Consider the following 25,310-nt stretch of genomic DNA (forward strand, 5'->3'; position numbering starts at 1 on the left):
CTTAGGTTTCCCTTGCTGTTGCAGGCCGGGAAGTCGCCAGGAGTTTCTTCAATTGGTAGACGAGGGTTTCGACCTCATCCCCGTCCTTGCGGATCAGCACTTCGACCGATCCGCTCAGCCGCGCGCGATCCTCGTTTGACAGCGTTTTTGCCGTGACAACGATGACCGGTATCGCCGCCCAGTCCGGGTTCTTCCTCATCCCTGCCAGAAACTCAAACCCGTCCATCTGGGGCATCATGAGATCCAGCAGAATGGCGTCCGGCACGGATTTGGCAAGTTGTTGAAGGGCGTCCAGTCCATTGACAGCCTGTTCGACTTGCCAGCCTTCCTTGCCAAGGACGCGGCCGATCATTTCACGCGTTGCGGCCTCATCTTCCACGACCAGCGCCCGGCGGGATGGCCGGGTCGGGCAATGCTCTTTCAGAGCATTCAGAAGTTCGAGCGTGTCGATGGGTTTGCCCAAGTATTCACTGGCGCCCAGCGACAAGCCCTTGGTGCGGTCCTCTGCGAATGTCAGCATGATGACCGGTATGTCGGCCAGCTCCGGATCGTCTTTCAGCTGGGACAACACGGCCCAGCCGTCAATCTTGGGCATGAACACATCCAGCGTAATGGCGTCCGGCTTGGCCTCTCGGGCCAGCTTCAGTGCGTCCTCACCCTTGGTCGAGGAAAGAACCCGGTACCCTTCCTTGCGCAGCCGCCGCTCCAATAGGTCGTGCACTGTCGGGTCGTCGTCGATCATAAGAACCAGAGGATCATTTGGATCGTCTCGCGGATGGTCTGTTGCATACTCCACATCGCTAAGGTGGGCGATGGACGGGTCGCGGCAGATACTCGGAAGACGAATGGTAAAAGTCGACCCTTCTCCGAGAGAACTGGTGCAGTGAATGTTGCCGCCCAGTTGCTCGCAGAAGACCTTGGTGATCGACAGCCCCAAGCCGGTTCCACCATAATTCCGGGTGGTGGATGAATCCGCCTGAGTGAATGCGTCAAAGACCTTGTCGACTTGTTCAGGTGACATACCGATGCCCTGATCGGCCACTGCGAATTCCAGCTGGTCTTCCTCAGCCGACCGGCGAACCGACAGCGTGATCTTGGCGTGCTCGGTGAATTTGCAGGCATTGGACAGAAGATTGAGCAACGCCTGACGCACTTTGGTCAGGTCGCATATCATTTCGCCAATGTCCTCGGGGCACAGAACCTCAAGCGCGTTGCCGTTCTTTTCGGCCAATGGATGCACCGTTGTGCTGACGTCGTCAATCATACGGTAAACATCGAACGGCTCCAGATCGAACTCCATCTTGCCGGCTTCGATCTTGGACAGGTCCAGAATGTCGTTGATAAGGGCAAGCAGGTGTTTGCCGGCAGATTGTATTTTTCGCAGATCACCAAGGTTTGCTTCGTCATTCTGATCGATGGCTTCTTCCAGCATCAGCTCACTGTATCCGATGATCGCATTCAACGGCGTTCGAAGTTCGTGGCTCATATTGGCAAGGAATGTGCTTTTGGTCTTATTGGCCGTTTCGGCGATATCCTTTGCCACCCGCAGTTCGCTTTCCACCTGCTTTTGGGCGGTGATATCCCGGCCGTAGATATTTGCATAACCGCCTTCCGGAACCGGCCACAGCAACAGGGCATAGATCAGACCACCGGCCTCATATTCGAAATCTTGCCTTCGATCCTCGTGCAAACCTTTGGCAACGCGCTTGCGCCACCCCGTTCCCACCCGGTCGCCGACCTTCAGCTGAAGCGCTTCGACCAAAGGAGCGCTGGCCTTGTTGGCGTAGATCAGTTTGCCCTGATCGGTGATGCGCAAGACCGGGTTGGGGTTTTCTTCAGGAATGCGCGCCAATTCGCGCATCCGCTTTTCGGCCTGCCTAAGTTGCGTGACGTCCCGTCCGTATAGATTGACGTGCTTGGCGTCCGGGACCGGCCAGAGCAATAACGCGTAGACCATGCCATCGGCATGGCATTCAAAGTCCTGCCGTTTGTTTTCCTGCAATCCTGTCTTGACGCGCGCCAGCCAGTCCTCTGTGACCTTCGCCCCGACTTTGAGACCCAATGCTTCCAGCATCGGTTCGCTGGCTTTGTTGGCAAACAGCAGCTTTCCGTCTGCGCTGATACACATCACCGGATTGGGGTTTTCCTCGGGTATCTGGGCAAGCTCGGCATTGCGCGCTTCGACTTTTTTCAGCTCGGTGACATCGCTGTAGATTGCGACCGTTCCGTTATCAGGGGTCTTGCGCTCGCTGATCTTGATCCAACCCCCAGATGTCCGGCTTTGCATCTGGGTGCCTTGGGGATGGTCGTGACGTTTCAGCCGTTGCGCCAGCCACTCTTCCTCACGTCCGACCGCATCCGCGATCACATTGAGCGACAGAGCTTTTCGAACAACCTGTTCAAAGGTCATACCCGGTTTGACCAGATCTTCGTGGCCCGGGTACAGCATCTTTCGATAAGTCTCGTTGGCCAAAACCAGGCGATCATTGGAATCGTACAGGGCAAAACCTTCCGGGATCGTGTCTATGGCATCGACGATCCGGCCCAATGCTTGTTCTGGCTCCTCAAATCGCGTCTGACTGTCCAGCAAAGCCACAGCGCAGTGGATCGCAGCGCGTTGTGCAAAATCAATATCGTCCTCGGTAAAACCCGCAGAGTGACTGGTGCGAAAAGTGATGGCACCTAGGACCCGGCCAAGGGCTTTTATCGGCAGCACCAACGACGCAACGGCAGAGGCGGCACTGTTATCGATCGGCGCGTTATGAAGCAGTTGCAGTTTGCCGCTCTGCAAGACCTCGCCAACGGGGCCGGGTGACACCTGGATCGGCGCGTCGTTCCAAACAGTTCGGTCGTGGGGAGACCCTGCAACTGTGGCTTCGCGGAAAGAACGCCCACTTGTGTCGAGCAACGCCAAAGTACATTCATCAGCATTCAACGCAGCTTTCATGCGACGCGCTATTTCGAAAAGCAACTGATCCGATCCCGGCGTCTCAGCCGTAAGAGAGGCGATCTCGTCCAGCAGCGCCCATTTCGCGCTATCCCCTTTTGACACAGCGTGACCGTCGGATCGGTTCATATATGCGCTCTCCCGTTGGTGAGACCAGCACGTCAGTGAAACACCCGTACATGGTTGCCTGACTTTTTAGCAGTTGAAAGGAAATGCCGGAGCAAAACAAGGTTGTTGCATCCCGTCCATGCGTGCCGGAGGCCGCGGAATACTCTATCGGGCGTGTTCTGCGGTGATCTCTTCGCCCACGCGCACCACGTCGCGCAAGAAGCCGTCGATATCCTCATGTCGCGTTCGGTGGTTGTTGAAGGCACAGCGAAGCCCATGCTTGCCTTGCACAGTCGTGTCCGACGGAACAGCAAGGCCGCGTTCCTGAAGCCGCAGCATTATCTCCGTGTTCAGCGCTTTGGCCGCATCCTCATCCGCCGCCACATGGCGGAAGCAAACGATGTTGAGGTCTACCGGTGCGACCAGTTCCAGCATCGGGTGCGCTTCGATCTGACGCGCCATATAGCGCGCAAACGCGATGTCTTGGGAAATCAGGCGCCCGAACTTGGCGGCACCCTGTTCTTTGAGAGACATCCAGATTTTCAGCGCCCGGAAACCACGGCTGAGTTCCAAACCATAGTCGGCAAGAAACTCGCCTGCGAGCATCCCGCGCTCTTGGAGTTGCAGATAGTCGCCGTGCATTTCGAAGGTCGAGAAATGGGCACTGCGGTCCTTGATCAGAACCGCTCCGGCCTCAAATGGCGCATGTAGCCATTTGTGGGGATCGATCGCGACAGAGCCTGCCCGCTCGATCCCGGAAACAAGATGCGCGTGGTCGGGGGCAAGGCGCAGCACACCGCCGATACACCCATCCACATGAAACCAAAGCCGCTCTCGGTCACACAGATCGGCAAGGGCGGTCAGGTCGTCTATGGCTCCGGTGTTTGTGGTTCCTGCCGTGCCGATGACGCAAGCGGGCTGAAATCCCTTTGCGCGGTCTTCGGAAATCGCAACCTCCAGCGCATCGAGTCTGATCCGCTGGCGGTCGTCGCTAGGCACCTCCACCAGTGTTTTTGCACCAAGGCCAAGGGTCTCGAACGCTTTTTGGTGGCAGCTATGAACCTGATCAGAGGCGTAAAACCTCAGCGGCTTTTCCAGGGCTGCGATACCTTCTTTGCGCACATCAAACCCGGCGGCGAGGTTCCGGATGACCGTATGTGCGACGAGGTTCGCCATCGACCCGCCGCTGGTCAGGGTTCCGCTGGCACTTTCCGGAAAGCCCGCGATTTCCTTCAACCAATCGACAACCTGTTGTTCGACCTGCGCCGCACCTGTGTTCCCTCCGCCAAGATTGCTGCCCTCAACGGCTGCAAGGAAATCACCCAACGCCCCGGTGAAATTGCTTGCCCCCATGTACCACCCCCAGAACCGGGGATGAATATTGCCCATCGGGTAGGCACGCACGAGGTCCCGATAGTCGCCATAGACCTGTTCCAAAGAGCTGGGGGCTTCTGGCAAACCTGCCCTGAGCTGTGCGCGAACGTCATCGGGCATGGGGCGCCAAGCGGGGCGTTCGCGCACCTGTTTCAAATGATCGACAGCTTCATCCACCACGACATGTGCAAGAGCGCGAGCTTCCTCCCAATCTTCCGGGTCGAGCGTTTCTTCTTTGATATTCCTCATGCGCTGCAACCTCTCTTTCTTAGTAAAGCGTGCGGGAGAATTGCATTCGGAGCAATCTATTCCTGTCTTTGAACTTCCGCGCAGGCGGCTCTGGGCTGGTGCACCGGTTTCGGGAACCTGTGCCCAGTCATCACAGGAAAAACTCTGCCCGCTGAACGACCCAAACCATCGCGATCAGGCTGGCACAGACCGCCACAGCGGCGCGGGAATTGACCCAGACACGGCCCGGTTGGCGACGCAGAAACAACACCACTGGCCAGACCAGCAACACGATCATCACTTGCCCAACCTCGACACCTACATTGAAGGCCAGCAGGCTGTGCCAGACGTTTGGCGCATCCACGCGCAGGACCTGGTGCAACATGAAGGAAAAACCAAACCCGTGCAGCAATCCGATTCCTGAGGTGATTGCGAATGCCTTCAGGTCTCCGTGCCCTTTCTCTGGCGGCCAAACAGCCATTGCAGCGGCGTAAATGATGGACAGCGCAATCGCCAACTCGACGGTCGGGATGAACCACGCACCGCTTGGGGCGATGCCGAAGAAACCAAGGATCAGCGTGACCGTGTGGCCCAGGGTAAACCCGGTGACACGAGCGAGAAGGCTGTGCAGGTTCAGGGCGCCTATGATCATGCAGAGCACGAACAGGACATGGTCCGGGCCTTCCAGAATGTGCCGAACCCCCTCAACTAAAAAGGTCGAGGCGGCGGCGGTTGCTGATCCCGTTACATTGACGGGAGTATGCATCAACCCGGTGGCGCGGTACGTCCGAACATTCTGCCCGTTGTAGTCCAGGATCAGGTTCGCCGTATCTTCCTGTCCCTCAAGCCCAGGGTTCGAGGAATGAGAAATGCTGTAGCCCTGCACTTGCTCGGCAGCAAAATGAAGGTGCAGATCCACCATGATGCCGCCGACATAGGTCTCATCGGTTGATGGAAAGACATCCCCATCGGCAAGCGCCGCGCGTGCCTCGTCCAGGGTCGCAAAGCCGGGTTCCTGCCCCAGAGTGTGCAGACGCAGCGAAACAATGTCGGCGGCCTGTTCCTGACCCTCAACTGACAGCGAAAGGGCGTCGGCCGCGATGCGAGCCAGTCCAAGTGGATCATTTCGCAACGCGGACTGATCCAAATAGTGCATCAGCACACCGTCTTCGAGTTGGTTATACGTATAGGGCGCGGGCTCGGGCAGCCCGTCCGGGCCTTCAGGGCCGACAAGTTCGGCCACCACGTATGGCATCGGCAGGCGCAAATAGACATCAAGACCGCTCTCAGAATGCACCACGTGATGAATGCGGACATTCTGGTTCAGATTGAAATGTGCCTTTGCACTGCCCGCGCAAAAAAGAACCCCCACTGCCAGCAGTGCAATCAAGAAGAGCTTCGCGTTATTCATTGAATTACCCTTCCGTTTTCGCACTGAGTATCGTCAACCCGTCCAGTTTCCACTGTTCGCCGTGGCGCGAGACGTTGAACATACCACGATAGAAAACAGCGCGTCTGTGCAGGTGACCCCAATGGCCACCGCTGACGCGGGCTGTCCAATTGGCCAGGACCTGATGCTGGTTCTTTCCCCCCTGCGGCAGAAAACTCTCGACGTTCAAATCCGAGATATCTTCCACGCGTGCCAATGCACCTGATGGCAACGTCACCGACAAACCCCGGCGCATTTCGGCGCGCACGTCGTCGCGATTGCCCTCTTCGACGAATGGTTCCAGCGCGGCGGTGACCTTGTCGTTCTGCGTCTCAAGCATCGCTGTGCTCATATTGGTCAACAGGCCCTCTACAACCTGATGCGAGGCGACCTCGTCGGGTTGCGGTTCGGTGATCAAGGGCAGTGAGTGTTTCAGTGGATAAGCAATCGCTGCGGCGACACCAAGCGCACCTGCAAGACCCAGGGCAAGGTATCGCGGACGCGCTGTTCTGTTCCATGCGAGAATGGCGAAAACCACGGTCAGAAAACCCAACCCCAAAGTTAACAACGGCACTTGAACCAAGCCTGCCGTTCTCACGACGACCGGACCCGTTTTAGGGTCTTTCCAGGACGTCAGATGATTGTTCCAATTTACGATCGGATCGGATTGATAGATTTGAGACGGAACTGCCCCGGCTGGATCGCTGAGTGTTACCGGAATGATTTCCAAACCTTCGGGAAACAATTCCCAGGTCATATCCACACTGCTTGGCAATATCGTTGTCGGGTAGGACAGGACGACACCCAGCAGCATCGTATTTCGATTTGCCTCTGCCTCTTCCGGAACCAGACGTAAGCCTTCTGCTCCTACCTCGATACGGGAAACCTGCACCGTATCAGGAGTCTGCAGCTTGCCATCAATGATGAGCGGGTTCCGTTGTGCAAAAAATTCTGAAGCGTTCGCCTTGATAGCTGCGACCTGATCTGGTGTCAGACGCTCGCCTTGTCCAAGATCCAGATTGGTCCATTTCTCAAAATCTTTCAGGCGAAAAATGATCTCGTGCCGCACCACACGCGGTTCCATCGCAAGAAAGGACATCATCGGGGATTTGTGGTGACGGGTCAGATTGGGGTTTTCGAATGTTGTGAACCACGGGTCGTCCCAATCCGGCAGCATCGTCTCAGGCTGCGACAGATACCGGTAATCCGTAACCGGTACGCCTTGGTGCTGGGCGACCACGCCAATAGAGGCCAAGGGCATACCGTCAGAGTTCAGCGGAGGGGTAAATGTGATCCGTTCCGGTTTGCCCTGAAACGGAAATACCATATCCACAAATACCACGTTCTCGCTGCGCGGACGCGGCGCAACGAGAGTGCTGGCTGCTGTCTGCCTGAGAACTCTGGGCCGGACATCAATCGTCTGCGTTGTGCTTTCAAGTTCTTTTCCGTCAGCCACGATGTGGAAATTCCGCCCGGTGCGTTCCGCCAGTGACGTGTTTGAGCCACCCTCGGGAACAACAAAAATAGGATAGTCGCTTAGGTCTATCTCGAGGGTTGCCCGGACATGGTCACCTTCAACCGACAATTCGACAAAGTTGGGCGCGGTTTCGCCGCCGTAGGGTGACACAAGATCTGCAGCGACAGGGCTCGCACCAAAAACAAGACCTGCGAGCACTGGCACACGAAAGAGGCCGACGATACCGCGCGCGCAATGCTTAGAAATGAAACGCAACGGCCGCATAGATACCATTCTGATCCACGTCATACGCGAACTCCCCACTCGAACGATCGTTGGAATAATCAATTCCATAGAACTGGTAACCAAACCGCAAGGACGTGTTTTCCCAGCCTTGCCAGTCGAAACCGGCCAGCACCAGGTATTGAAGGTCATCGCCATTGACCCCAAAGCCGCTCAATTCAGTGCGGGCGGCGAAACTCCAGGTGTCGTTGATCTCGGTGATGTAACGCAGCGCTATCATCGGCTCGAACCACTCTTCCGTTCCGCCCAGCGTCATGCCCGGCCCCGGACCCGATATGTCGATTTCCTGCTTGAGCCGGTTCCATTGGACGCCAATCGCCGCATCCGCAGCATATCGTCGGCTCGAGGCATTGACACCGTTGGCGAACCGGTAGGCGCCCTGGATGTTGAAGAAGGTCTGTCGGATGTCGACATCTAAGCTCGCGCCACCAACCGGCAGCGCCGCATCTTGGCCGAGCTTTACGTAATAGATTTCGGATATGACCCCGAAATCGCCGTTCCACCCTTCGTAACGTACAGACGCCGCGCCCTGCAGAAGGTCCAGAACATCACTCAGGCTCAGGTCCAGATCGACACTGTTGCCATCAACCGTCGACGTACCCGTCGTGCTGAATGGCAAGAACAAGTACGGCGTGATCGAATGCCGCCACGCGCCTTCGTCCTCTTCGGAGCGGGCCAATGATTGCGCGCTTACGTTTTGTCCAAAGGCCAGAGCCAATACACCAGCCAAGATCAGTTTGTGCGCAGCGCTCCGCATTTTATTGTCCCTAACAGTTTGCAAAGAAACCGGCGCGTGCAGTTCAGCCCGCGCCGGTCAATCAGTTGGTTAGTTGTCGCCGGGATACGGGAACTCCTGACCCAGAACTTCCGAGGCCTCCTCGTAAATCGGGCGCAGCACGTCATCCACATCGTCAACGCCGCCAAGTGTGAACTCGGAAAATGTCATCGCATCCTGTGGAACACCGGCTTTTTCCGAGAAATTGAGCCTGTCCTGCATGTCTGGCGCTTGGGCCGGCGCTGCCAAGGGCGGTGCCCATGTGCGCTCTTCAGTGGCGGCCATGCGAACGGTGATGTCGTCCTTGGTCACATTCCAGACCATGAAGTCATCCGCCATGCTCAGAGGGCCGTCGTAGGTCGATCGAATTCTTTCATAGACGCCGTTGACGGTGTCGAAGTCGTTGAAAAAATGGTAGGCAACCGCCATGCGCGGCTGGATGTCGCTCATGACTTTTCCGAACGCTTCGGGGGCGGTGTGAACCTGTGTTCCGACCAGAAGGGCGGACTCGGGCGTGAATTTCATTTTCGTGACCAGTTCCGGCACCGCAATGAAGCACTCATGTATCGCGATATCAGCGTTCTGAGCATATTTCTTGAACCATTTGTTCGGGTAGGTGTCTGAGCTGAAGACAAATTTCAGACCGTTCCATTCCAGGGCATAGCTGACTGATCCGTCTATGGCATGGATTGCCGGGAACGACCGGATCGTCACGCCATTGTCCTCGTAGACAACTTGGTTCTCACCCTTGTAGTCGAATTCGTTGATTTCCAGGCTGTAACCTCGAAAATCCGTGTTTCCGGCCCGCGCAGCCAAGTCCCATGTCAGCATTCGGCGCATGTTTTCCAACGCGTAGGCTGTACCCAGTTCCTCTACTGGACCACTTGGCCCCCAGACGCGCAGAGGGACATTCCGACCCATTAGTGCACCGCCGATGAACAGATCGTGCAGCGCCCCGAAATGGTCGGTATGCAGGTGTCCGATGAAGACTTTGTTGAGGTAGTTGTAAGGAATCTGCAGCGACGAAATCCGCTCGGCCGATCCTGACCCGATATCGAACAGGAACTTGTCGCCATTCCCAAGTTCGACAAGGAAACACGCTGCGGCCTGGGCCGCCCGCGTCGTTGGCATACCGGTTCCGCATGCGATCACGCGCATCTCATCTTCGGCAAGGTCCTCGGTGTTGGGATAATAGACATCACGTGGGCGGTCGCGGACCATGGTCGGAGACACCTCTTCTGTTTCCTGTGCGTAGGCAGCAGACGGTGTCACAATCTCTATTACGGTTTCGGTGACGATCTGCGGCGCAACAGCCCAAGCCCCCAAAGCCAATCCGATCGCGAAATGTTTGCTGAATATCCGAAAGTCTGAACGTCGTGCCATAGGATTTCCCCCTTTTGGACGCGTGAAAAGGCGGCAGGAAAAAGTCAGGAAATGTCATTCCGCCGATGAAATCTCAGGGAATTGTGCGACTATAATTGAAAGCAGGTAAGTGACTCACGGTGAGAATTAAGGTGACTCACGCCGATTTAATTGCATAAATCGGAATGTGAGAGTTTCTATGGGCCAGATTTCAGATCTACAGAAACGTGACGCACTCGCCCGCCTTTTGGATGATCCACATTTGGAAGGCGCTGACCGATTTCGGGCATTTTTGACCTATATCGTCGAACAAGAACTTTCGGGCAGAGGTGCGGATATTCGCGGAAAGACCATCGCTCAGGACGTGTATGGCCGCGACACGGCAGATGGGGTTGATCCCGAGAATATCGTGCGCGTGGATGCGCGGCGTCTTCGTCAGCTGTTGGAGTTGCATTACGAAGGCAGTGGCAAGCACGACCCCATTCGCCTTTGTATTGATACCGGTGGGTATCGCCCTCGCTTTGAGACTGCCCTGACCAGTCCGGACATGGTGGACCCGGCAAAAGCCCGAGGGGCCTGGTTTCCAGTCGCCGCCTTCACGTCAGGCGGCATCATCGGCGCAGTTCTGGCGGCTTTTCTAATTCAGGATGAGAGGCCTGTGGTGCAGGAGCCGTCGCCTGGCGACCTGACTTCAGCTGAACCGTATTTGCTGCAACGCGCGGCAATCTATGAAAAGTCGCCGACGGCACTGCAGGCCTTCAACCTCGCCAATCAGGCAAGGGCGATGATTTTCCCAATCTTTGACCGGCCCCGCCAACTTCTTGTTTTGTCAGTTTTCGAGCGCGTGATCGAATTGGACCCCGACTATTTCGGTGGCTATGCAGGTGCCGCGCAGGCATTGGCAACGCTTGCGGTTTTGACACCGCCGTCAGAAGACAAAGACAACTATGCGAAGGCCGCGATGGAGTTGGCAAATGAGGCCGTCAGGCTCGCGCCGGATCAGGCCTGGAGCCAATCGGCCAAGAGCTGGGCCTATTTCGCCGACCGCGACTACGAGGCGGCCCTGACACTTGGCCGGCGCGCCTCGCATCTAGATCCGGACGACGGAGCAGTCCTGGATTTTCTGGGGGCAGTGGCGCTTTTCAGTGGCGAATTTGAAGAGGCTGTCGAAATTGCGGACCGGCAGTCCTTGCTGGATTCAAGCAATCAGAGATTTGCCAACCGAAACATCTCTGGCGCCGCCAATTTTCATCTTGGCGACTACCGCAAAACAATTGAAAGATTTGAAGAAGCCAAACAGCTTGGCGACCCTCTGAGTGCCCCATCGCTTGCCTATACCGTTGCCGCGATGTCCGCCCTTGGCCGCGATAGAGAGGCCCGCGCAAGGCTTGCTGATCTGGAACGCGCTTGGCCGAACGCTCCGATCGACAAGATGCTCAGAAATGTTCACAGCAATAAGAAACATGCAGATGCGGTTGTGCAGGAGTTGATCAGGTTGGGTTGGTCCACGCCAACAGAGCCACACATCACGAGCCAGTAGTATGGCGCGGCGGCTATTGAACAGCTTGGTGTGATTTCCCGGACAAAAAGCTAGTGCTGTTCCAGTCGTAGACAAAGGGCGTTAAAGCACCTTGAACCACGTGCTCGGCGCTAGAGTGACGCGCTAATCGGAAACGGCCTACGTTTTCCTGCGGAACACTATCCCATCCTGGCAGCATGGCGACATACACAGCATTTCTAGCAGCCTTAATGAACAGCCCCGGCCAGATAGATCGCGCAAACTAAGAACCAAACTCCTCGACCAGAAAATCCAGAAACACCCGGACCTTTGAGACGACATGGCGCCGTGAGGGATACACCGCGTATAGTGAGGTTTCGTTCGGTGCCCAGTGCTCCAACGCAGTACAAAGTCGGCCCGACGCAAGGTCGTCCGCGACATACATGCGGGGAATGAGGCTCAGGCCAAAGCCAGCGCGAAGGGCGTCGCGCACGGCAAGGCTGGAAGACACCTTGTAACGACCGTTAACCGGAACGCTGACCGAGCGGTTTCCGTTTTGAAAAGACCATTTCGCGGCATGGTCCGATAAGCTGAACTGAATGCAATTGTGCCGGGAAAGATCTTCGGGCCGCTCCGGTCTTCCGTGCGTGTCAAAATATGAAGGTGCTGCGCAAAGCACATGCTCCATGATCTTCAGCTTGCGCGCGATGAGGCCTGAATCCTCAAGATTGTCACTGCCGCGCAGGGCAATGTCGAAGCCTTCTTCGACCAAATTGACCCGTTTGTCGTCGAGATGCAGATCCAAAGATACCTCTGGATAGCGGTCAAGGAACTTCGGAATCGCGTCCGACAAGCCAACAAGTGTGGCAGTCACCGGAGCACTGACACGCAGTAGACCGCTGGGCGTGTTCTGGCCGGCTTGGAGTGTTTCGTCCGCGTCATTCAAATCGTCCAAGATTTGAACAACGCGTTCGAAATACAACGATCCCGCTTCGGTCAGGCTCATTCGGCGCGTGGTCCGGTTGATCAGGCGCGCGGAAAGGTGCGTTTCCAACTCACTGACATTCTTGCTGACCGCAGCTGGCGACAGGCCAAGATGACGGGAAGCCGCTGCAAAGCTGCCACGCTCTACCACGGTGCGAAATACGTTGAGTGCTGTCATGCGATCCATATTTATTCACTATCAGTGAATAGTATTGTTGCCAACTACTGAATTCTCCACCCAAGCCTGTAGGTGTATTTTTGCCTGAGATCGGCAGGGCGTCTGAACCGCGCGTGCCGTCCTGAACAAAGATCCAATGCAAACAAACACAAGAGCCTGAAATGCGCCCTGAAAGAAACACGGACCATCCGATTGAACCGCTTTTCCTGTCGCGTTGGTCGCCACGGTCCTATGACGCCTCTGCGATGCCCGAGGCACATCTTCTTACCACTCTGGAAGCCGGCCGTTGGGCGCCTTCCGCATTCAACGTTCAGCCGTGGCGGTTTCTCTATGCAATGCGGCACAGCGATCATTGGTCGGCCTTTGTTTCCCTGCTCGACCCGTTCAACCAGAGTTGGGCCACAGATGCCTCGGCATTGGTCTTTCTGGTATCGGACACGATGATGCCGGGAGACGAAGACCGACCAGACAAGCTCTCGCGTTACAACAGTTTCGACGCAGGGGCGGCGTGGGTGCAGATTGCACTTCAGGCTGCGGCGCTCGGATATGCAGCTCATGCGATGGCGGGTCTTGTCTTTGAACGAGTACCGCATGTACTGGCACTGCCGGATCGATTCCAGATTGAAATAGGGATCGCGATTGGGCGCCAGGCCGGCGCAGAACGCTTGCCAGAGGAGCTGAAAGTTCGGGAAACGCCAAGCGGGCGGATGTCTCTGGAACAGATTTCCTTTCCCGGCCCGTTTCCAAGCCGTTTCAACACAATTGCAGCAGAGTAGGAGTTCGTTATGCCGATCAGACCGACCAAATCTGTCTCGGACTTGCCGGTTCACGGGGTGATGCTGGCAGCGACCTTTCTGGTGGCCACGTCGTTTCCAGTCGCAGCTGCGATAACGGGTGGGCTCGACAGCGTCGTGCTTACTTTAATACGCTTTGCGCTTGCGACCCTCTTGTTTGCGCCAATCGTTTTATGGCGATACGGGCTGGTTATCCCCAAAGCGTCCGATTTTTTGCGGTACGGTGTGCTCAGCATCCTTTTGGTCACGTTCTTTTGGTGCATGTTCACATCTCTGCGCATGACCACCCCGCTAAACACAGCGGCAATATTTGCGCTGAATCCTATAATCACTGCAACCATCGCCGCAGTACTCTTGCGTGAGAAGATGTCACTGCAGGCGCGTGTCGCGTTGCCCATTGGGACAGTCGGCGCGATCTGGGTCATATTCCGGGGTGATCCCCAGGCGTTCAGGGGGCTTGAGTCCAGCGCAGGCGACATCGTGTTCTTGGCGGGTACTATTGCGCTTGCGGTCTACGGAACGCTGGTAAAAGCCCTTCACCGGGGCGAGCCAATGGCCCAAATGACCTTCTGGATTCTCGCGACCGGTTCGTTGTGGCTGCTTCTGCTGTCTCTTCCAAAACTGGGTGATATCCAATGGTCCGCGATCCCATTCCAAGTTTTCGTCGGAATCGCGTATCTGTCGATCTTCACCACGATCCTAACATTCTTCGCATTCCAGTGGAGTACGACCCGGATCGGGCCGACCCGGGTTGCCGCCTATACGTTTCTGAACCCGGCGCTGGTCCTAATCATAGGATTCCCCAACCACGGTGCGGCGTTTCAGGAAATCCTTGAGCCATTCGGCACTGAGATCGTGAAGGTCTATCAGGCATGAAGGCGCGCGAGTTCCTGGACGGCATTGCCGATCTGGCCCAGAGCTTCCGGGCCAAGATCGAGCTTGAGGTGGATGCTTTTGCTGTCGATGAGGCCGCCAAGGCTGACCGGCTGGAGCGCTTGCGGGATCCGGAGACCAGCTATCGGTTCTTCATGGAAGCCTACATGCCGCACTACCTAGGCAAGCCGCCCTCGCTGCTGAATCAGGAACTCTATCGCGATCTGCCCGCCATGGTGCAGGAGAAAGAAAGCCAGCGGCGTTTGGTCATCGCGCCGCGTGGCTCAGCCAAGTCCACCCATATCAGTCAGGGCTTTCAGCTGTGGTGCATCCTGACCGAGCAGAAACACTACATCTGCCTGATCATGGATGCCTTTGAGCAGGAGGCCGTAATGACCGAGGCGATCAAGGCCGAGCTGGAGATCAACCCGCGCATTGCCTACGACTTTCCCGAGGTCGCAGGATCGGGCCGAACGTGGCGCGAGGGCGTGATCGTCACCCGCAACAACATCAAGGTTGAGGGCTTTGGCACCGGCAAGAAGATCCAGAGCCGTCGCCACGGACCCTATCGCCCCGACTGACGGCACGATGGACGTGCTCTACGCGGGCACCGTGCTGCTGTTCGATGCTGTCATCGTCCGGTTTTCCAAAAAGCCGGGCTGGCAGGTGTCCCGGTATCAGGCGCTTCTGAAATGGCCTGACCGCATGGATTTGTGGGACGAGTGGGAGGAGCTGTACCTCAACGACGAACCAGTGGCCGACGCCTACTACCTGAAGCACAAGGTCGAGATGGGCAAAGGGGCCATCGTCAACTGGCCCGAGATACACAGCCTTTTGTTCCTTATGAAGGAACGCGCTGGCGATCACGACAGCTTTGAATCGGAATACCAGAACAACCCAATAAACGGTGACAACGCATTCCGGGACATGACCTACTGGGTCATGACGCGCCACGATTGGCTGTATTTTGGGGTTATCGACCCGTCGCTGGGCAAGAAGAAGAAAAGCCTCGATCCCAGCGCTATTCTTGTCGGCGGGTATTCCCCCGAGACCGGCGTGTTGGATGTGGTCGAGGCGTCGATCCGCAAACGCCTGCCGGACGTGATCATTGAGGACGCGCTTGCCATGCAGCGCAAATACGAATGCACGCTGTGGTTCGTGGAAAGCGTCTAGTTTCAGGAGTTCTTCCGGACTGAGGCGATGAAGCGCGCCGCCAAGGCCGGTCTGGCAATGCTCTGTTATCCGATCCAACCGATTACCGATAAGGAACTGAGGATCGAGCGCCTGCGGCCGCCGATGGTGGCTGGCCAGATCCGCCTGCACAAGTCGCAAAGCACCCTGATCGAGCGGGGCGGCGGTGAGGGATTGAAGATTTATGACGCCATCGAGCGGGATACCCATGCGTGGTCTGTGCTGCAGAAACGCAAGCACAAGCTCATCGGACGGGAATGGATCGTTGAACCCAGTGGTGAAGGCAGGGATGACTTGGCTGCGGCCGACTTCATTCGGGACGTATTTGCCAATCTGCCTTTTGATCAGATCTGCATGGACTTTCTGGACGCTACCAACAAGGGCTTTTCCCTGGCCGAGGCGAAATACATGCGGGACGGTCGGCACATCCGCCCGGAATACTTAACCGCGCTGGATCAGCGCCGGTTCGTGTTCGGCAAGATTTGGCAGCCACGCTTGTTAACCTGGTCGTCACCTGCTCTGGGAGAAAAGCTGCCTCAGCGCAAGTTCGTGGTGCATCGGTTCGGAGTGAAGGGCAACAACCCTTAGCCAACCTGAACCAAAGGAGATCACCGTGAGTGGAGATCCCAAAGACCTCGCAAATCGCGAGGCTGATCTGGCCAAGCGCGAGCGTGCGCTGCGCCACACCGAAAGCGTTGCGTATGCCGACGACCTCGTCGCCAAGGATAAGCTGCTGCCGGTCCAGAAAGACAGTGTGGCTGTGCTGCTGGACGAGCTGGGCGGTCTGTCTGAGACCGAGATTTCCTTCTCGGATGACGGCACCAACAAAACCTCAACGCCGGCCGACCTGCTGAAGGACATCCTGAACGCGCAGCCCGAGATCGTGCCGCAGGGCGAGACCGACCTGGGCGACGAACCCGGACCGGCAAATGTGTCCTTCGCCGCGCCCGATGGCTTGTCCGTGGATCGGGAAGATCTTGCGGTGCACGGCAAGGCTGTCGCGTTCCAGGAAGCCAACCCCGGCACAGCCTACATCGACGCCGTCGCCGCCGTACAGGGAGTCTGATCCACGGGGCCGCGTTTGTCCTCCATTTCCGTTCTGAGCATCTCCGTCACGCTGACGGACAAAGTCAGCGCGCACCGCTTTGTAACGGTAGCACGCACCGTCTGACAGTCATGATCGATGAGGTCATCCATCCTGACGACGATGGCTATTTCTCACCCCGTCAGACCCGCGCCACCCTGAAAATGATCGAGGCCACAAAGCGCCAGTCGCAGGGCACAGATTTCCGGATTGGCGTTCCGGCTCGGCCCGTCGCTTATGTCGGCGCGTTTGCTTTGACCCACATTGTCGCCGTAGCGGATTTTCAACGTCGCCGTAGCGGGTTTTAAACTGGATCCGCCACCTGTCCTGGACGCCGCTGCCAAGGTCGCAGTGGTGCCAACCACTTGCATCACCTCAATCGTATCCACCGCTTAGGAGCGCAACCCATGGCTCAATTTGCCATTCTGACCCAAACCGGGCGCAACAAGGAAGCCGCTGCTCTCGCCGGTGGCACCCCGTTGACCATCACCGAAATCGCTTGGGGCGACGGTACCCGCATTCCCGGCGGCAACGAAACCACGCTGGAGAATGAACAGGGCCGCAAAGCTGTCCAGGGTAGCGGTACTGTGCCTGATGCCCTCAACGCGGCGTTTTTTGAGGTTCTGTTGGATGTGGACGAAGGTCCGTTTGTCGTCTGGGAACCCGGCTTGTTCGATGCCGATGGTGATCTGATTGCCATCGCCCATTACGACCCACCTGTAAACAAACCGAAAGATACGGTTTCAGCGCTGGTGCGGGTGTATGTTCTGTTCTCCGATCTGCAGAACCTAGTGCTGCAGGTACAAGGCACCGATGCCTATGTGCCTGTAGAGCGTCAGGTTTCGGCTGGCAGTGGCCTGACCGGGGGCGGTGACATGTCGGGGGATCGGACGCTGGCCGTAAACTTTACCAGTGAGGCTGAGGCATTGGCGGGAACTGAGCCTGCAAAGGTGATTTCACCCTGACATTGGCTGCGCGCATCAATGCACTGCTGAACGGCGCGCCAGCCGCACTGGACACGCTGGATGAAATCGCTGCGGCGTTGGGCGATGACGAAAACCACGCCGCTACCATGCTCGCGCGCCTTGGCGGGTTGGGCGGTCTGGCGGACATGGTGACCAATCTGGATACGTTGGCTAAATTTGGATTGTTCCAGTTTGCCGACACGGCCACCGGCAACCCTGCGTCCGGTCAAACAGGTTCTGTCTGGCACACAGAAGCATCAGGGGAGCTCGCTCAGCAGATTGTCCTGTCCGATAGCGGCGACACCTATTCGCGCCGCCGCACCGATGCGACGCTGACTTGGACTGCATGGCGGCGCGTCTGGGACAACAAGCATGGTGACGGGCTGCTGGACGTCAACGGTTACGAAGTTCTGCCAAGCGGTTTGATTTTGCAGTGGGGTGGAGGAGTAGCAGCTAATAACCAGCGGGTTAACTTTCCTATCGCGTTTCCGAACACTTTTCTTCACGTGAAATATACTGGCGTTAACGGGAACACGAGTGCCGCTACCGTACATATTGTTGGTTATCGGAACGCCGATACGACCGGGTTTAATTTTACTGGCTATACCCATGCTGGCGCGACGGTAAGTGGCACCACTGGATTTTCATATTTGGCATTGGGGTACTGACCATGAAATACGCACATTACGACGACCAAGGCCTGATCACTTTCTATGCACCGGAGTTGTTGCCAGGGGACGGTGTTCCAGAGCCGTTCATTGCGGTGAGCGATGCCGATTGGTGGCGACATATCTTGGGCGATGTGTTCTGGCGTGTGGATGTTGGCGGCGATGAGCTGAAGCTTGTCGAAAGCGCACCGGACGCTGAGCCGACTTACCCAACCAAGCAGGACGCAATTTCAGCAATGACGTCACGGATCAATGGGTTCACGGCGCAGATCGACCTGGGTGTGCCTGATGCCGAGCTGCGTGCGCGGGAAAAGAAGGCCGAAGCGGCGCGGGCGTACCTTTCGGGCATTGCGATCCCTGAGCAGGTACAGACCTTGCAGCTTGAGACAGAATTGACGGGGGGAACGGTTGATGAACTGACCGTGACCATCAAGGTGCGGGCTGACCGTGACGACAAAATGAATGCCAAAATCTCGGGCTTACGCCGAAAGGTCAAGGCAGATTTGCTGGCCGAAACCGATCCGTTCAAATTCGAAGTCATTTTGAACGATGGCAAGGCAAAGACAATGGCGATGGCTGATGATCTGGGGATTAAGGTGCCATGACGTGCCGACCTTCGTTTCATGATCTGACCCCGGAACAGCAGGCGCAGTTTGGCAACGGTCTGGGGCCGTACCCTGCCTAATTCGGCGCGGTGCGCCATACCGAGGCAGAGCAAAGGCGAAGATTGGAAAATAACAAATTTACGGTCACGGGGAGCCCATTGCGGTCGTTGCTGTCGTCTGGGGCTTGGCTGGTGCGGCAAACCTCGAACGGCGAAAACCGGACATTACCTGCCTGGTCCACAGGTGAAGGTTATTCGCCATTTAAGAGAGGCGGCACTCTTCCCCTTGGAACTGGTTGCGTGATCAGAAACACATAACTGTATATGTCCCCTAAATCTTTTGTGTCTTGGACCAGCAAGCTTCCGTTGGAGAGCTGAATCGCGTACGCAAACTTTTTCGACGAGAATTTTTCTTCCGAAGCCGTCCCGACTTTGGAACGGGCAGCATTCAAAACTTCGGTCCCGATGTTGGAGAGCTGCTGCGAGTTTTTTACGTTCAAACCGCAAACATCAACGTCTGTTGCGCCAGGAAGGTTCATCAAGCGCACGAAAGCTGAACTACCTGGAACCAGATAGGCTGAATGGATGCGCCCAATGTCCTCAGATGATCGGAGAGAAGCACCACGTGCCTTCCCTCGAAAGTTCTCGAAGTTTGGAAGGCTCTCTAAGCATGTGTTCGAGAAAGCTAAGGTCGCCGGTTGGGTAACGCTTGCTTTTGTCGGCATTTGGCAGGCGGAAAGCGCACCGACAACAGCGAGGGCAGTGCTCAAACGGCGAATGTAGCGGCTGCGTGATGGCAGGTAAGAGCTTATCGGTGGATGCATTGGTTTCTCCTTCAAGCTGTTTTAGAATATTTTTTTTCTCGAAGTTGAAAGCAGATTTGTCTTTCTCGGTGTTTTCTTCAGCTTATCGCATAGACCGATAGTTTGAGCCCTGAGCGGACCTTGACCGATGTTTTGAGCTCGGCTCGTGCAGCAAGCCACGAAATGACGCAAACCGGACATTGGACGAACTGCATAGTAACGGCGAGTTTGCGGACGTAGCGTTCTCGTCATCTATTGGCTATGAGTCCTGAACCTAGGCAACCCGACCTATGCGGTCGGGTTTTCTTTGTTTTGCCGGTGATTATTGTCTGATGTTCAAAGGACGCACGGCAAATCCGCAAATATTGAAAAAATATGGTATAATTCCAAAGTCTGAATTTTCTTCAAAAATAGGAGTTAAGTCATGACCATAACAAATACTCTTAAAAGTATAGCTTCGATCTTTGCCTTCTGTGCTTTCGTTTTTGGCAATGCGTCGACCTCTCAAGCAGCGGAGTTTGTTGATGGTGATAATGAGCCGCCGACTCAACAAAACGGAATGCATAGCTGCCCTCCAGGGTTCCTGGTTGCCGGAGTGCACGTTGATCAGAACTTATTGCTATGTACAGGGCCTCTGGAATGGGCGCTGGATTTTCCGGCACGTCAAAGTTGGGGTATCAGGACGGACAATCAGTTCGCGTTTCCTGGCGGCTCGATGCATTGGTGCGGTCCAAGTGAAGCAGTAGTGGGTGTTCACGTCGATGGAAATGGGTTCAACTGTCAGTCTTATGATGTTGTCACACAGTCCTATTTTGGCGATTTCGGCACACCGGAAATCGACACTTCAACCCAAAGAAGCGGTATGCACGCCTGCCCGATCGGGAAAGTGCTCGTAGGCGCGCATTTTGACTCGAATACATTCTTGTGCGCAGAGTTGAATGTTTGCGTTCAGGATATTCACTGTGTGAGCGGGAAAAGCTGCGTGTTTCGCACACCCAACTCCATTCTGGGTCGCTGCGAATAATTGCGATTTGGTTAATGCCGTCTTTTATTGAGTGGTCTTCGTAAGTTCCACACTACGATTTTCCGTATGAGTGTCCGTTGGATAGTAACGTCTAAACGCCAAGGATGTTGAAGATCACGAAGGACGACGCGCCGTCCACATTGGCCCCTTGGGGAAGAATTAGGTCATAAAAATAAGGCGCGCCGCCCCATTTCATCAGGATGACACTGTTTCACCCTGAGGTCGAATCTCCATTGGTGGAAACACTGTTTACCTTTTGGAAACAGGTCCGCAACCATTTGAAGAGCCTTAGAGTTTGGTGCGCCTCACCGCTAGGCGAAAAGAATACCGGCAAGAAGGCCAACTGATACCCACGCCAAAGAAATTGAAAATGTCATCAAATAGTCTCGCACCCGGCTCTCCGAACCTACGCGTTGTCTGCTTGTCGCGGCATCGCCGCCACTACGACACATTTTCACTATAATGCTGCCGTTCGATGTGCTGGATGCTGCAGCCGCAGTGAACGACAGCTGTGTGGCCATCTTACTTTTTCACCCAGTGCTTAGCGCCTAGCCACTGCTAATAATCTCGCCGCTGCCTGCCAATTGGCGCGCCGCGCTACAGGCTCAATCAAAGCGAAGGTCAGTTGTGTGGCTGACCTTACCTAATAAGCCTTATTAAGTTGTCCGGAAAATCGAGCCAAATTGTCCGAAAGCTGCCGCCGCGCTACAAACTGGCGCCAAACAATTTGCTGACATCCGCGCCTTTCAGAGGCTCGTGGCCTCGATGGTCAATCCTGCGATGAAAGCAGATGCCAAAACACTGGACATCATCAGGTCCTTTGTTCCTGAAATCATTGTTTGCCCAGTGGAAAGCGATGCCATTCCAGCCGAGCTCAAGGAACACCCAGGCACTCCCGTCTCGAACCAAAAACCTAAGGGGGGTGGTAGCGGAGGAGGGACTTGAACCCCCGACACGCGGATTATGATTCCGCTGCTCTAACCAACTGAGCTACTCCGCCATGAGTGAGAGGCGATTTAAGGGAGGGGCCGGAGAGGGTCAAGAGGGAAAAGATGGTCAAAGCCGGATTCTTTTTCACCCTGATCAAACCGCCTTGGGCTCGGTGCTTGCGGTTTTGGCAATCCGGCGGATGAATGCGGCGCAGGTCTCTGGCGCTGTGATCAGGATCATGTGACCCGCCCCGTCGATCCGTTCGTTGCTCAGGCCGAACTGCTCCATCGGATCACCGTGTGCCTGAGGTCTCAGGATCACGTCCTGCGCGCCGAACAGAATCCCGCCGGGAACGCGCAGGTCACCGTAGCGTGCTATCTGTGCCTCAAGGCTGGCATCAAGGCCCACAACATCCTGCGACCCGGTGACAAAAGCCGAGGGCCGCAGCCCCAGCGCACCGCCCGCGCGGTCGAGGAAATCGACGGGGGCAGGGTCCGGGGCAAAAACAATGTCCAGCGTGTGCGGCGCGGTTTTGGCGGCCAGCGGTACGGCCAGAGTATTGCCGATCAGGCTCCGCAGCCACGCGGTGCGAATCTCCAGCGGTTTGAAGACCTGTGGCGTGGACGGCAGCTTTTGCGTCAGGGGGGCCAGCAGGGCCAGTGCCTTGGTCTTTTCGGGATGTTCCAGAGCCATCGCCAGAGAAACTGCGCCGCCCAGAGAATGGCCGACCAGAATAGCGTCCGTGATGCCCTTGGCGTCCAGAAGCTCCTGTATCATCCGCCCCTGTTCGGGCAGGCGCCCTAGATCGGCCGTATCCCGGGTCGAATACCCACAGCCGGGCCGGTCAACCGCGATAACGTGGTAGTCATCGGCCAGCAAATCGACCAAAGCATAGGTGAAATGCTGCAACTGTCCGGTCAGGCCGTGGATCATGACAATGGTCTGCTTCGACGGATCACCCCGCTCGACGTAATGAATGCTGCCGCCGTTTACGGGAATGATATCGCCAAGCTGCGGGACGCGCTTTTGCCCATCGGCAGTCAGTTTTCGGGTCCACAGGTTCATGCCGAGAAAAAACCCAACGATCAGCAGTAGGACTGTCAAGAAGGTGTACATCTAAGCGGTCTCCGCCTTGGGGCAGGGTGAAATTGTTCCAGCCCGGACCGGGCTATGCTTTTCATACTCGGATACAGGCCCGGGCCAAAGCGTAGTGTTGTGGCCTTGGCCTTCCTGATGCTGGGATGAACGCCCGCCTGTCTGCCTTGCGCAGTTTATGTGGCGGTTTCGGAATCATGATTTCAAGGTAACTTCCAGGCATCGCGTGAATGAAAGTAAATCGAGTGTTAGAATTTTTATGGGTAAAAACCCGAGTTCACCGCTTCAAATGTGTATTTTTTGACCCCGTCTAGGGGTATGTGTCGCAAAACTGCGGAATATGTCGGTTCCAGCCTAATCGTCTGGGAAGCGTCAATATAGGCAAGAAAACCAACAATTGCCGCGTATGGATTGCGGCTTGGGCATCATGCTCAACAGAACTTTCAGGAACCTGCCTGACCGTGGAGTGGTGAAAAGCCCCCACGGGATCGAGTCGAGGAAAAGATCAAGATTGGAGACTCTCCTTTGGGTGAGTTCAATCCAGCTATACCGTCAACACGGAGGAAAATATGTCGGTACCCGAACCATTTACGGATCTTGAGATAAAAACGGCGGATGCCGGTTTTTATGAGAATTACAGCACCCCTATCGCGCTGATCAGCAAGGGGATCATGGTTGCGCTGGTACTGTGGGCGCTGATTTTCCCGGCGAATGCAAACAGCACGCTGGGCAGCTGGAACTTCAAGCTGCTGGAAGTGTTCAACAGCTTCTACGTCATCATCGTAGGTTTGTTCTTCTTTTTTCTGGCCATTGTAGCCATCATCCCCGCCACTGGGCGCCGGATCATGGGGACGCCCGGGGAAAAGCCCGAGTTTTCGAACTTCTCGTGGTTTTCGATGATGTTTGGTGCCGGATTGGGCGTCGGTCTGATGGTGTTTGCCACAGCTGAGCCGCTGGGCCTGTGGGGGTCAAACCCCGTTGTGGTGTCCGGTGCGGTCGAGGCCAACTCGCCCGAGGCGCTGCCATCTGCATATCGCTTCACCTATCTGCACTACGGTTTCCACGCCTGGGCGATCTATGTCGTCACCGGCCTGTCGCTGGCCTATTACGCCTATACCCGCAATATGCCGCTGACTATCCGTGCGGCGCTGACACCGCTGTTCGGCAAGCTGATGAACGGCTTCCTGGGCCACGTGGTTGACGTTCTGGGCGTCGTTGCGACCATCCTCGGCGTATCCGTGACCATCGGCTATGGCGTCAGCCAGTTTATCGACGGTCTTTACGCCATCACCGGGATGGAGTGGATTATGGATCTGGGCGGCGAGGTTCCGACCCCCAGCAAAGTGGGCCTGATTTCCGGGCTGATTGTCATCATGGGGCTGTCGATCATCTCGGCTGTGTCGGGTGTTGGCCGTGGCGTTAAGTACCTGTCGAACCTGAACCTGGTGCTGTCGATTATCCTGTTGGGTACCTTTGTCGTGTTTGGCTCGTTCGTCTTTGCCATGACGACTTATGGCACGGCGATGGTCGACTATATCCTGCATTTCCTGTCGCTCAGCTTTGGCGCATATGGCCCGCTGTCGGCCGAAGCCTTCGCGGCGGCCCTGCCTGCCGAGGCACAGGCCCATGCCGCAGACCTGATGGGTGGCGCAACCAACGCGTGGGGCAGCTTTGACGGCTTCAAGAGCGGTCTGGAAGGTGCAGCCGCCGAGTTGGACGAAGCGACTCTGGCCGCGGCCTACGCCGCTGGCGAGCAGGGCCGTCAGTTCGGTTGGCAGGCAGGTTGGACCACATTCTACTGGGCATGGTGGATCGCGTTCTCGCCGTTTGTAGGCCTGTTCCTGGCGCGCATCTCCAAGGGGCGTTCGGTCCGTGAGTTCATTCTGGGCTGCGTCTTCGCGCCGGCGCTGGTGTGCTTTGCCTGGATGACCATTCTGGGTGGTACCGCGATCGATCTGGAACTGGCGGGTGCCGCGGAGGGTGCGATCATCGGGGCGTCGAACACCAACAAACTGTTCGTGACCTTGTCCTACATGATCGACGGCGGGCTGCTGTCCATGCTGAACGTCATGTGTGTGATCCTGATCATGACCTTCTTGGTAACCTCTGCTGACTCGGGCATTCTGGTGATGAACACAATCATGTCCGGCGGTAGCCAGGAAACCGGCATCAAGCACCGCATCATCTGGGGTCTGATCCTGATGGCCGTGATCGGTGCGCTGATCCTGGCGGCGGGTGAAAACAACCCGATGGATGCGCTGCGCAACGCAATGATCATCGGCGCGCTTCCCTTTACCATGGTGATGGGCCTGATGATGGTTGCTCTGGCAAAGGCGCTCTATCGCGACAGCCTGCGCGACAAGCACGGCGCCACGGCGCAAGCCGCCGAGTAAGAACGCCCCAAAGATCAAACCAGACGCCGCCCCGTTGGGGCGGCGTTTTTTGTTCCCAAAACCGGTATTGCGACCTGCAAGCAGATGTCGCCACCGGGCGGACTTACTCTGTCGCTGACGGGCATTTGGCCCGGCTTAGGCTGCCCGGGTCATTCGTCTCTTGCTTTCCATTCTTTCCATCTGAGTATGGCGTTTGCGCCGATTTCCCGGAAGGGTTGTGGTGGCAAGCGTTTTGGTTGATCCT

At 56.4% G+C, this 25,310-nt stretch carries 21 protein-coding genes and 1 tRNA gene; 13 read left to right on the plus strand and 9 right to left on the minus strand.

What is annotated here, in order from left to right; genetic code table 11:
* Nucleotide 1 precedes the first annotated feature (1 nt).
* The 5 genes from ACR0KW_RS19300 to gntH all read right to left on the minus strand — a co-directional run bounded on the left by ACR0KW_RS19300 (nucleotide 2) and on the right by gntH (nucleotide 10,003).
* Nucleotides 2–3,076, minus strand: a complete 3,075-nt coding sequence (locus tag ACR0KW_RS19300; protein WP_480806434.1) for a response regulator — start codon at nucleotides 3,074–3,076, stop codon at nucleotides 2–4.
* Between the two features lie 144 nt (nucleotides 3,077–3,220).
* A complete protein-coding gene (locus ACR0KW_RS19305) occupies nucleotides 3,221–4,678 on the minus strand; it encodes a pyridoxal phosphate-dependent decarboxylase family protein (RefSeq protein WP_480806435.1) in 1,458 nt (485 codons plus the stop codon).
* Between the two features lie 130 nt (nucleotides 4,679–4,808).
* Complete coding sequence (locus ACR0KW_RS19310; RefSeq protein WP_480806436.1) at nucleotides 4,809–6,068, minus strand: HupE/UreJ family protein; 1,260 nt, start codon at nucleotides 6,066–6,068, stop codon at nucleotides 4,809–4,811.
* A 4-nt stretch (nucleotides 6,069–6,072) separates the two neighbouring features.
* A complete protein-coding gene (locus ACR0KW_RS19315; protein WP_480806437.1) occupies nucleotides 6,073–7,983 on the minus strand; it encodes a hypothetical protein in 1,911 nt (636 codons plus the stop codon).
* Nucleotides 7,984–8,671: 688 nt separating this feature from the next.
* Entirely contained in the window at nucleotides 8,672–10,003 is a 1,332-nt protein-coding gene (gene gntH, locus ACR0KW_RS19320) for a guanitoxin biosynthesis MBL fold metallo-hydrolase GntH (RefSeq protein ID WP_480806438.1), read from the minus strand.
* Between the two features lie 178 nt (nucleotides 10,004–10,181).
* Between gntH and ACR0KW_RS19325 the strand changes: the two genes are divergently transcribed.
* Complete coding sequence (locus ACR0KW_RS19325) at nucleotides 10,182–11,522, plus strand: tetratricopeptide repeat protein (RefSeq protein ID WP_480806439.1); 1,341 nt, start codon at nucleotides 10,182–10,184, stop codon at nucleotides 11,520–11,522.
* A gap of 241 nt (nucleotides 11,523–11,763) precedes the next feature.
* Here the strand turns inward: ACR0KW_RS19325 and ACR0KW_RS19330 are convergent, their stop codons facing one another.
* Nucleotides 11,764–12,642 carry a LysR family transcriptional regulator gene (locus ACR0KW_RS19330; RefSeq protein ID WP_480806440.1) on the minus strand — a complete coding sequence of 293 codons (879 nt, stop codon included), beginning with the start codon at nucleotides 12,640–12,642 and terminating at the stop codon, nucleotides 11,764–11,766.
* A 161-nt stretch (nucleotides 12,643–12,803) separates the two neighbouring features.
* On the opposite strand from ACR0KW_RS19330, the gene ACR0KW_RS19335 reads away from it, so the two are divergent.
* From ACR0KW_RS19335 to ACR0KW_RS19380, 10 genes are all read left to right on the plus strand, one after another.
* Entirely contained in the window at nucleotides 12,804–13,418 is a 615-nt protein-coding gene (locus ACR0KW_RS19335; RefSeq protein ID WP_480806441.1) for a nitroreductase family protein, read from the plus strand.
* A 9-nt stretch (nucleotides 13,419–13,427) separates the two neighbouring features.
* Complete coding sequence (locus ACR0KW_RS19340) at nucleotides 13,428–14,312, plus strand: DMT family transporter (RefSeq protein ID WP_480806442.1); 885 nt, start codon at nucleotides 13,428–13,430, stop codon at nucleotides 14,310–14,312.
* Nucleotides 14,309–14,890, plus strand: coding sequence for a hypothetical protein (locus ACR0KW_RS19345; RefSeq protein ID WP_480806443.1), 582 nt, complete (start codon nucleotides 14,309–14,311; stop codon nucleotides 14,888–14,890). The genes ACR0KW_RS19340 and ACR0KW_RS19345 overlap by 4 nt, the downstream gene beginning before the upstream one ends.
* 7 nt (nucleotides 14,891–14,897) lie before the next feature.
* The gene (locus ACR0KW_RS19350; protein WP_480806444.1) at nucleotides 14,898–15,482 is read left to right on the plus strand and encodes a hypothetical protein; all 585 of its coding nucleotides are present in this window, start codon (nucleotides 14,898–14,900) and stop codon (nucleotides 15,480–15,482) included.
* Between the two features lie 27 nt (nucleotides 15,483–15,509).
* Nucleotides 15,510–16,088, plus strand: a complete 579-nt coding sequence (locus tag ACR0KW_RS19355) for a phage portal protein family protein (RefSeq protein ID WP_480806445.1) — start codon at nucleotides 15,510–15,512, stop codon at nucleotides 16,086–16,088.
* Between the two features lie 25 nt (nucleotides 16,089–16,113).
* The gene (locus ACR0KW_RS19360) at nucleotides 16,114–16,566 is read left to right on the plus strand and encodes a hypothetical protein (RefSeq protein WP_480806446.1); all 453 of its coding nucleotides are present in this window, start codon (nucleotides 16,114–16,116) and stop codon (nucleotides 16,564–16,566) included.
* 110 nt (nucleotides 16,567–16,676) lie between these two features.
* Entirely contained in the window at nucleotides 16,677–16,892 is a 216-nt protein-coding gene (locus ACR0KW_RS19365) for a hypothetical protein (RefSeq protein ID WP_480806447.1), read from the plus strand.
* A 99-nt stretch (nucleotides 16,893–16,991) separates the two neighbouring features.
* Complete coding sequence (locus ACR0KW_RS19370) at nucleotides 16,992–17,549, plus strand: phage tail-collar fiber domain-containing protein (RefSeq protein ID WP_480806448.1); 558 nt, start codon at nucleotides 16,992–16,994, stop codon at nucleotides 17,547–17,549.
* Nucleotides 17,550–17,551: 2 nt separating this feature from the next.
* Complete coding sequence (locus tag ACR0KW_RS19375) at nucleotides 17,552–18,217, plus strand: pyocin knob domain-containing protein (RefSeq protein WP_480806449.1); 666 nt, start codon at nucleotides 17,552–17,554, stop codon at nucleotides 18,215–18,217.
* 2 nt (nucleotides 18,218–18,219) lie between these two features.
* Nucleotides 18,220–18,822, plus strand: coding sequence for a hypothetical protein (locus tag ACR0KW_RS19380; protein ID WP_480806450.1), 603 nt, complete (start codon nucleotides 18,220–18,222; stop codon nucleotides 18,820–18,822).
* A 250-nt stretch (nucleotides 18,823–19,072) separates the two neighbouring features.
* Here the strand turns inward: ACR0KW_RS19380 and ACR0KW_RS19385 are convergent, their stop codons facing one another.
* Entirely contained in the window at nucleotides 19,073–19,645 is a 573-nt protein-coding gene (locus ACR0KW_RS19385) for a hypothetical protein (RefSeq protein WP_480806451.1), read from the minus strand.
* A 403-nt stretch (nucleotides 19,646–20,048) separates the two neighbouring features.
* Between ACR0KW_RS19385 and ACR0KW_RS19390 the strand changes: the two genes are divergently transcribed.
* Entirely contained in the window at nucleotides 20,049–20,648 is a 600-nt protein-coding gene (locus tag ACR0KW_RS19390) for a hypothetical protein (RefSeq protein ID WP_480806452.1), read from the plus strand.
* Between the two features lie 923 nt (nucleotides 20,649–21,571).
* Here ACR0KW_RS19390 and ACR0KW_RS19395 read toward each other — a convergent pair.
* A tRNA-Met gene (locus ACR0KW_RS19395) sits at nucleotides 21,572–21,648 on the minus strand.
* Nucleotides 21,649–21,731: 83 nt separating this feature from the next.
* Complete coding sequence (locus ACR0KW_RS19400; RefSeq protein WP_480806453.1) at nucleotides 21,732–22,694, minus strand: alpha/beta fold hydrolase; 963 nt, start codon at nucleotides 22,692–22,694, stop codon at nucleotides 21,732–21,734.
* A 548-nt stretch (nucleotides 22,695–23,242) separates the two neighbouring features.
* Between ACR0KW_RS19400 and ACR0KW_RS19405 the strand changes: the two genes are divergently transcribed.
* Complete coding sequence (locus ACR0KW_RS19405) at nucleotides 23,243–25,066, plus strand: BCCT family transporter (protein ID WP_480806454.1); 1,824 nt, start codon at nucleotides 23,243–23,245, stop codon at nucleotides 25,064–25,066.
* Nucleotides 25,067–25,310: the final 244 nt, after the last annotated feature.

This window comes from Ruegeria sp. CG11 (assembly GCF_056537245.1).

Coding starts and splice junctions, on each gene's coding strand:
- ACR0KW_RS19305 (WP_480806435.1), bottom strand. CDS start 4,678: ATGAGGAATATCAAAGAAGAAACGCTCGACCCGGAAGATTGGGAGGAA.
- ACR0KW_RS19325 (WP_480806439.1), top strand. CDS start 10,182: ATGGGCCAGATTTCAGATCTACAGAAACGTGACGCACTCGCCCGCCTT.
- ACR0KW_RS19340 (WP_480806442.1), top strand. CDS start 13,428: ATGCCGATCAGACCGACCAAATCTGTCTCGGACTTGCCGGTTCACGGG.
- ACR0KW_RS19300 (WP_480806434.1), bottom strand. CDS start 3,076: ATGAACCGATCCGACGGTCACGCTGTGTCAAAAGGGGATAGCGCGAAA.
- ACR0KW_RS19370 (WP_480806448.1), top strand. CDS start 16,992: ATGGCTCAATTTGCCATTCTGACCCAAACCGGGCGCAACAAGGAAGCC.
- ACR0KW_RS19345 (WP_480806443.1), top strand. CDS start 14,309: ATGAAGGCGCGCGAGTTCCTGGACGGCATTGCCGATCTGGCCCAGAGC.
- ACR0KW_RS19400 (WP_480806453.1), bottom strand. CDS start 22,694: ATGTACACCTTCTTGACAGTCCTACTGCTGATCGTTGGGTTTTTTCTC.
- gntH (WP_480806438.1), bottom strand. CDS start 10,003: ATGGCACGACGTTCAGACTTTCGGATATTCAGCAAACATTTCGCGATC.
- ACR0KW_RS19335 (WP_480806441.1), top strand. CDS start 12,804: ATGCGCCCTGAAAGAAACACGGACCATCCGATTGAACCGCTTTTCCTG.
- ACR0KW_RS19355 (WP_480806445.1), top strand. CDS start 15,510: ATGAAGCGCGCCGCCAAGGCCGGTCTGGCAATGCTCTGTTATCCGATC.
- ACR0KW_RS19330 (WP_480806440.1), bottom strand. CDS start 12,642: ATGACAGCACTCAACGTATTTCGCACCGTGGTAGAGCGTGGCAGCTTT.
- ACR0KW_RS19315 (WP_480806437.1), bottom strand. CDS start 7,983: ATGGCGATGACCTTCAATACCTGGTGCTGGCCGGTTTCGACTGGCAAG.
- ACR0KW_RS19365 (WP_480806447.1), top strand. CDS start 16,677: ATGATCGATGAGGTCATCCATCCTGACGACGATGGCTATTTCTCACCC.
- ACR0KW_RS19380 (WP_480806450.1), top strand. CDS start 18,220: ATGAAATACGCACATTACGACGACCAAGGCCTGATCACTTTCTATGCA.
- ACR0KW_RS19390 (WP_480806452.1), top strand. CDS start 20,049: ATGACCATAACAAATACTCTTAAAAGTATAGCTTCGATCTTTGCCTTC.
- ACR0KW_RS19385 (WP_480806451.1), bottom strand. CDS start 19,645: ATGCATCCACCGATAAGCTCTTACCTGCCATCACGCAGCCGCTACATT.
- ACR0KW_RS19350 (WP_480806444.1), top strand. CDS start 14,898: ATGGACGTGCTCTACGCGGGCACCGTGCTGCTGTTCGATGCTGTCATC.
- ACR0KW_RS19405 (WP_480806454.1), top strand. CDS start 23,243: ATGTCGGTACCCGAACCATTTACGGATCTTGAGATAAAAACGGCGGAT.
- ACR0KW_RS19310 (WP_480806436.1), bottom strand. CDS start 6,068: ATGAATAACGCGAAGCTCTTCTTGATTGCACTGCTGGCAGTGGGGGTT.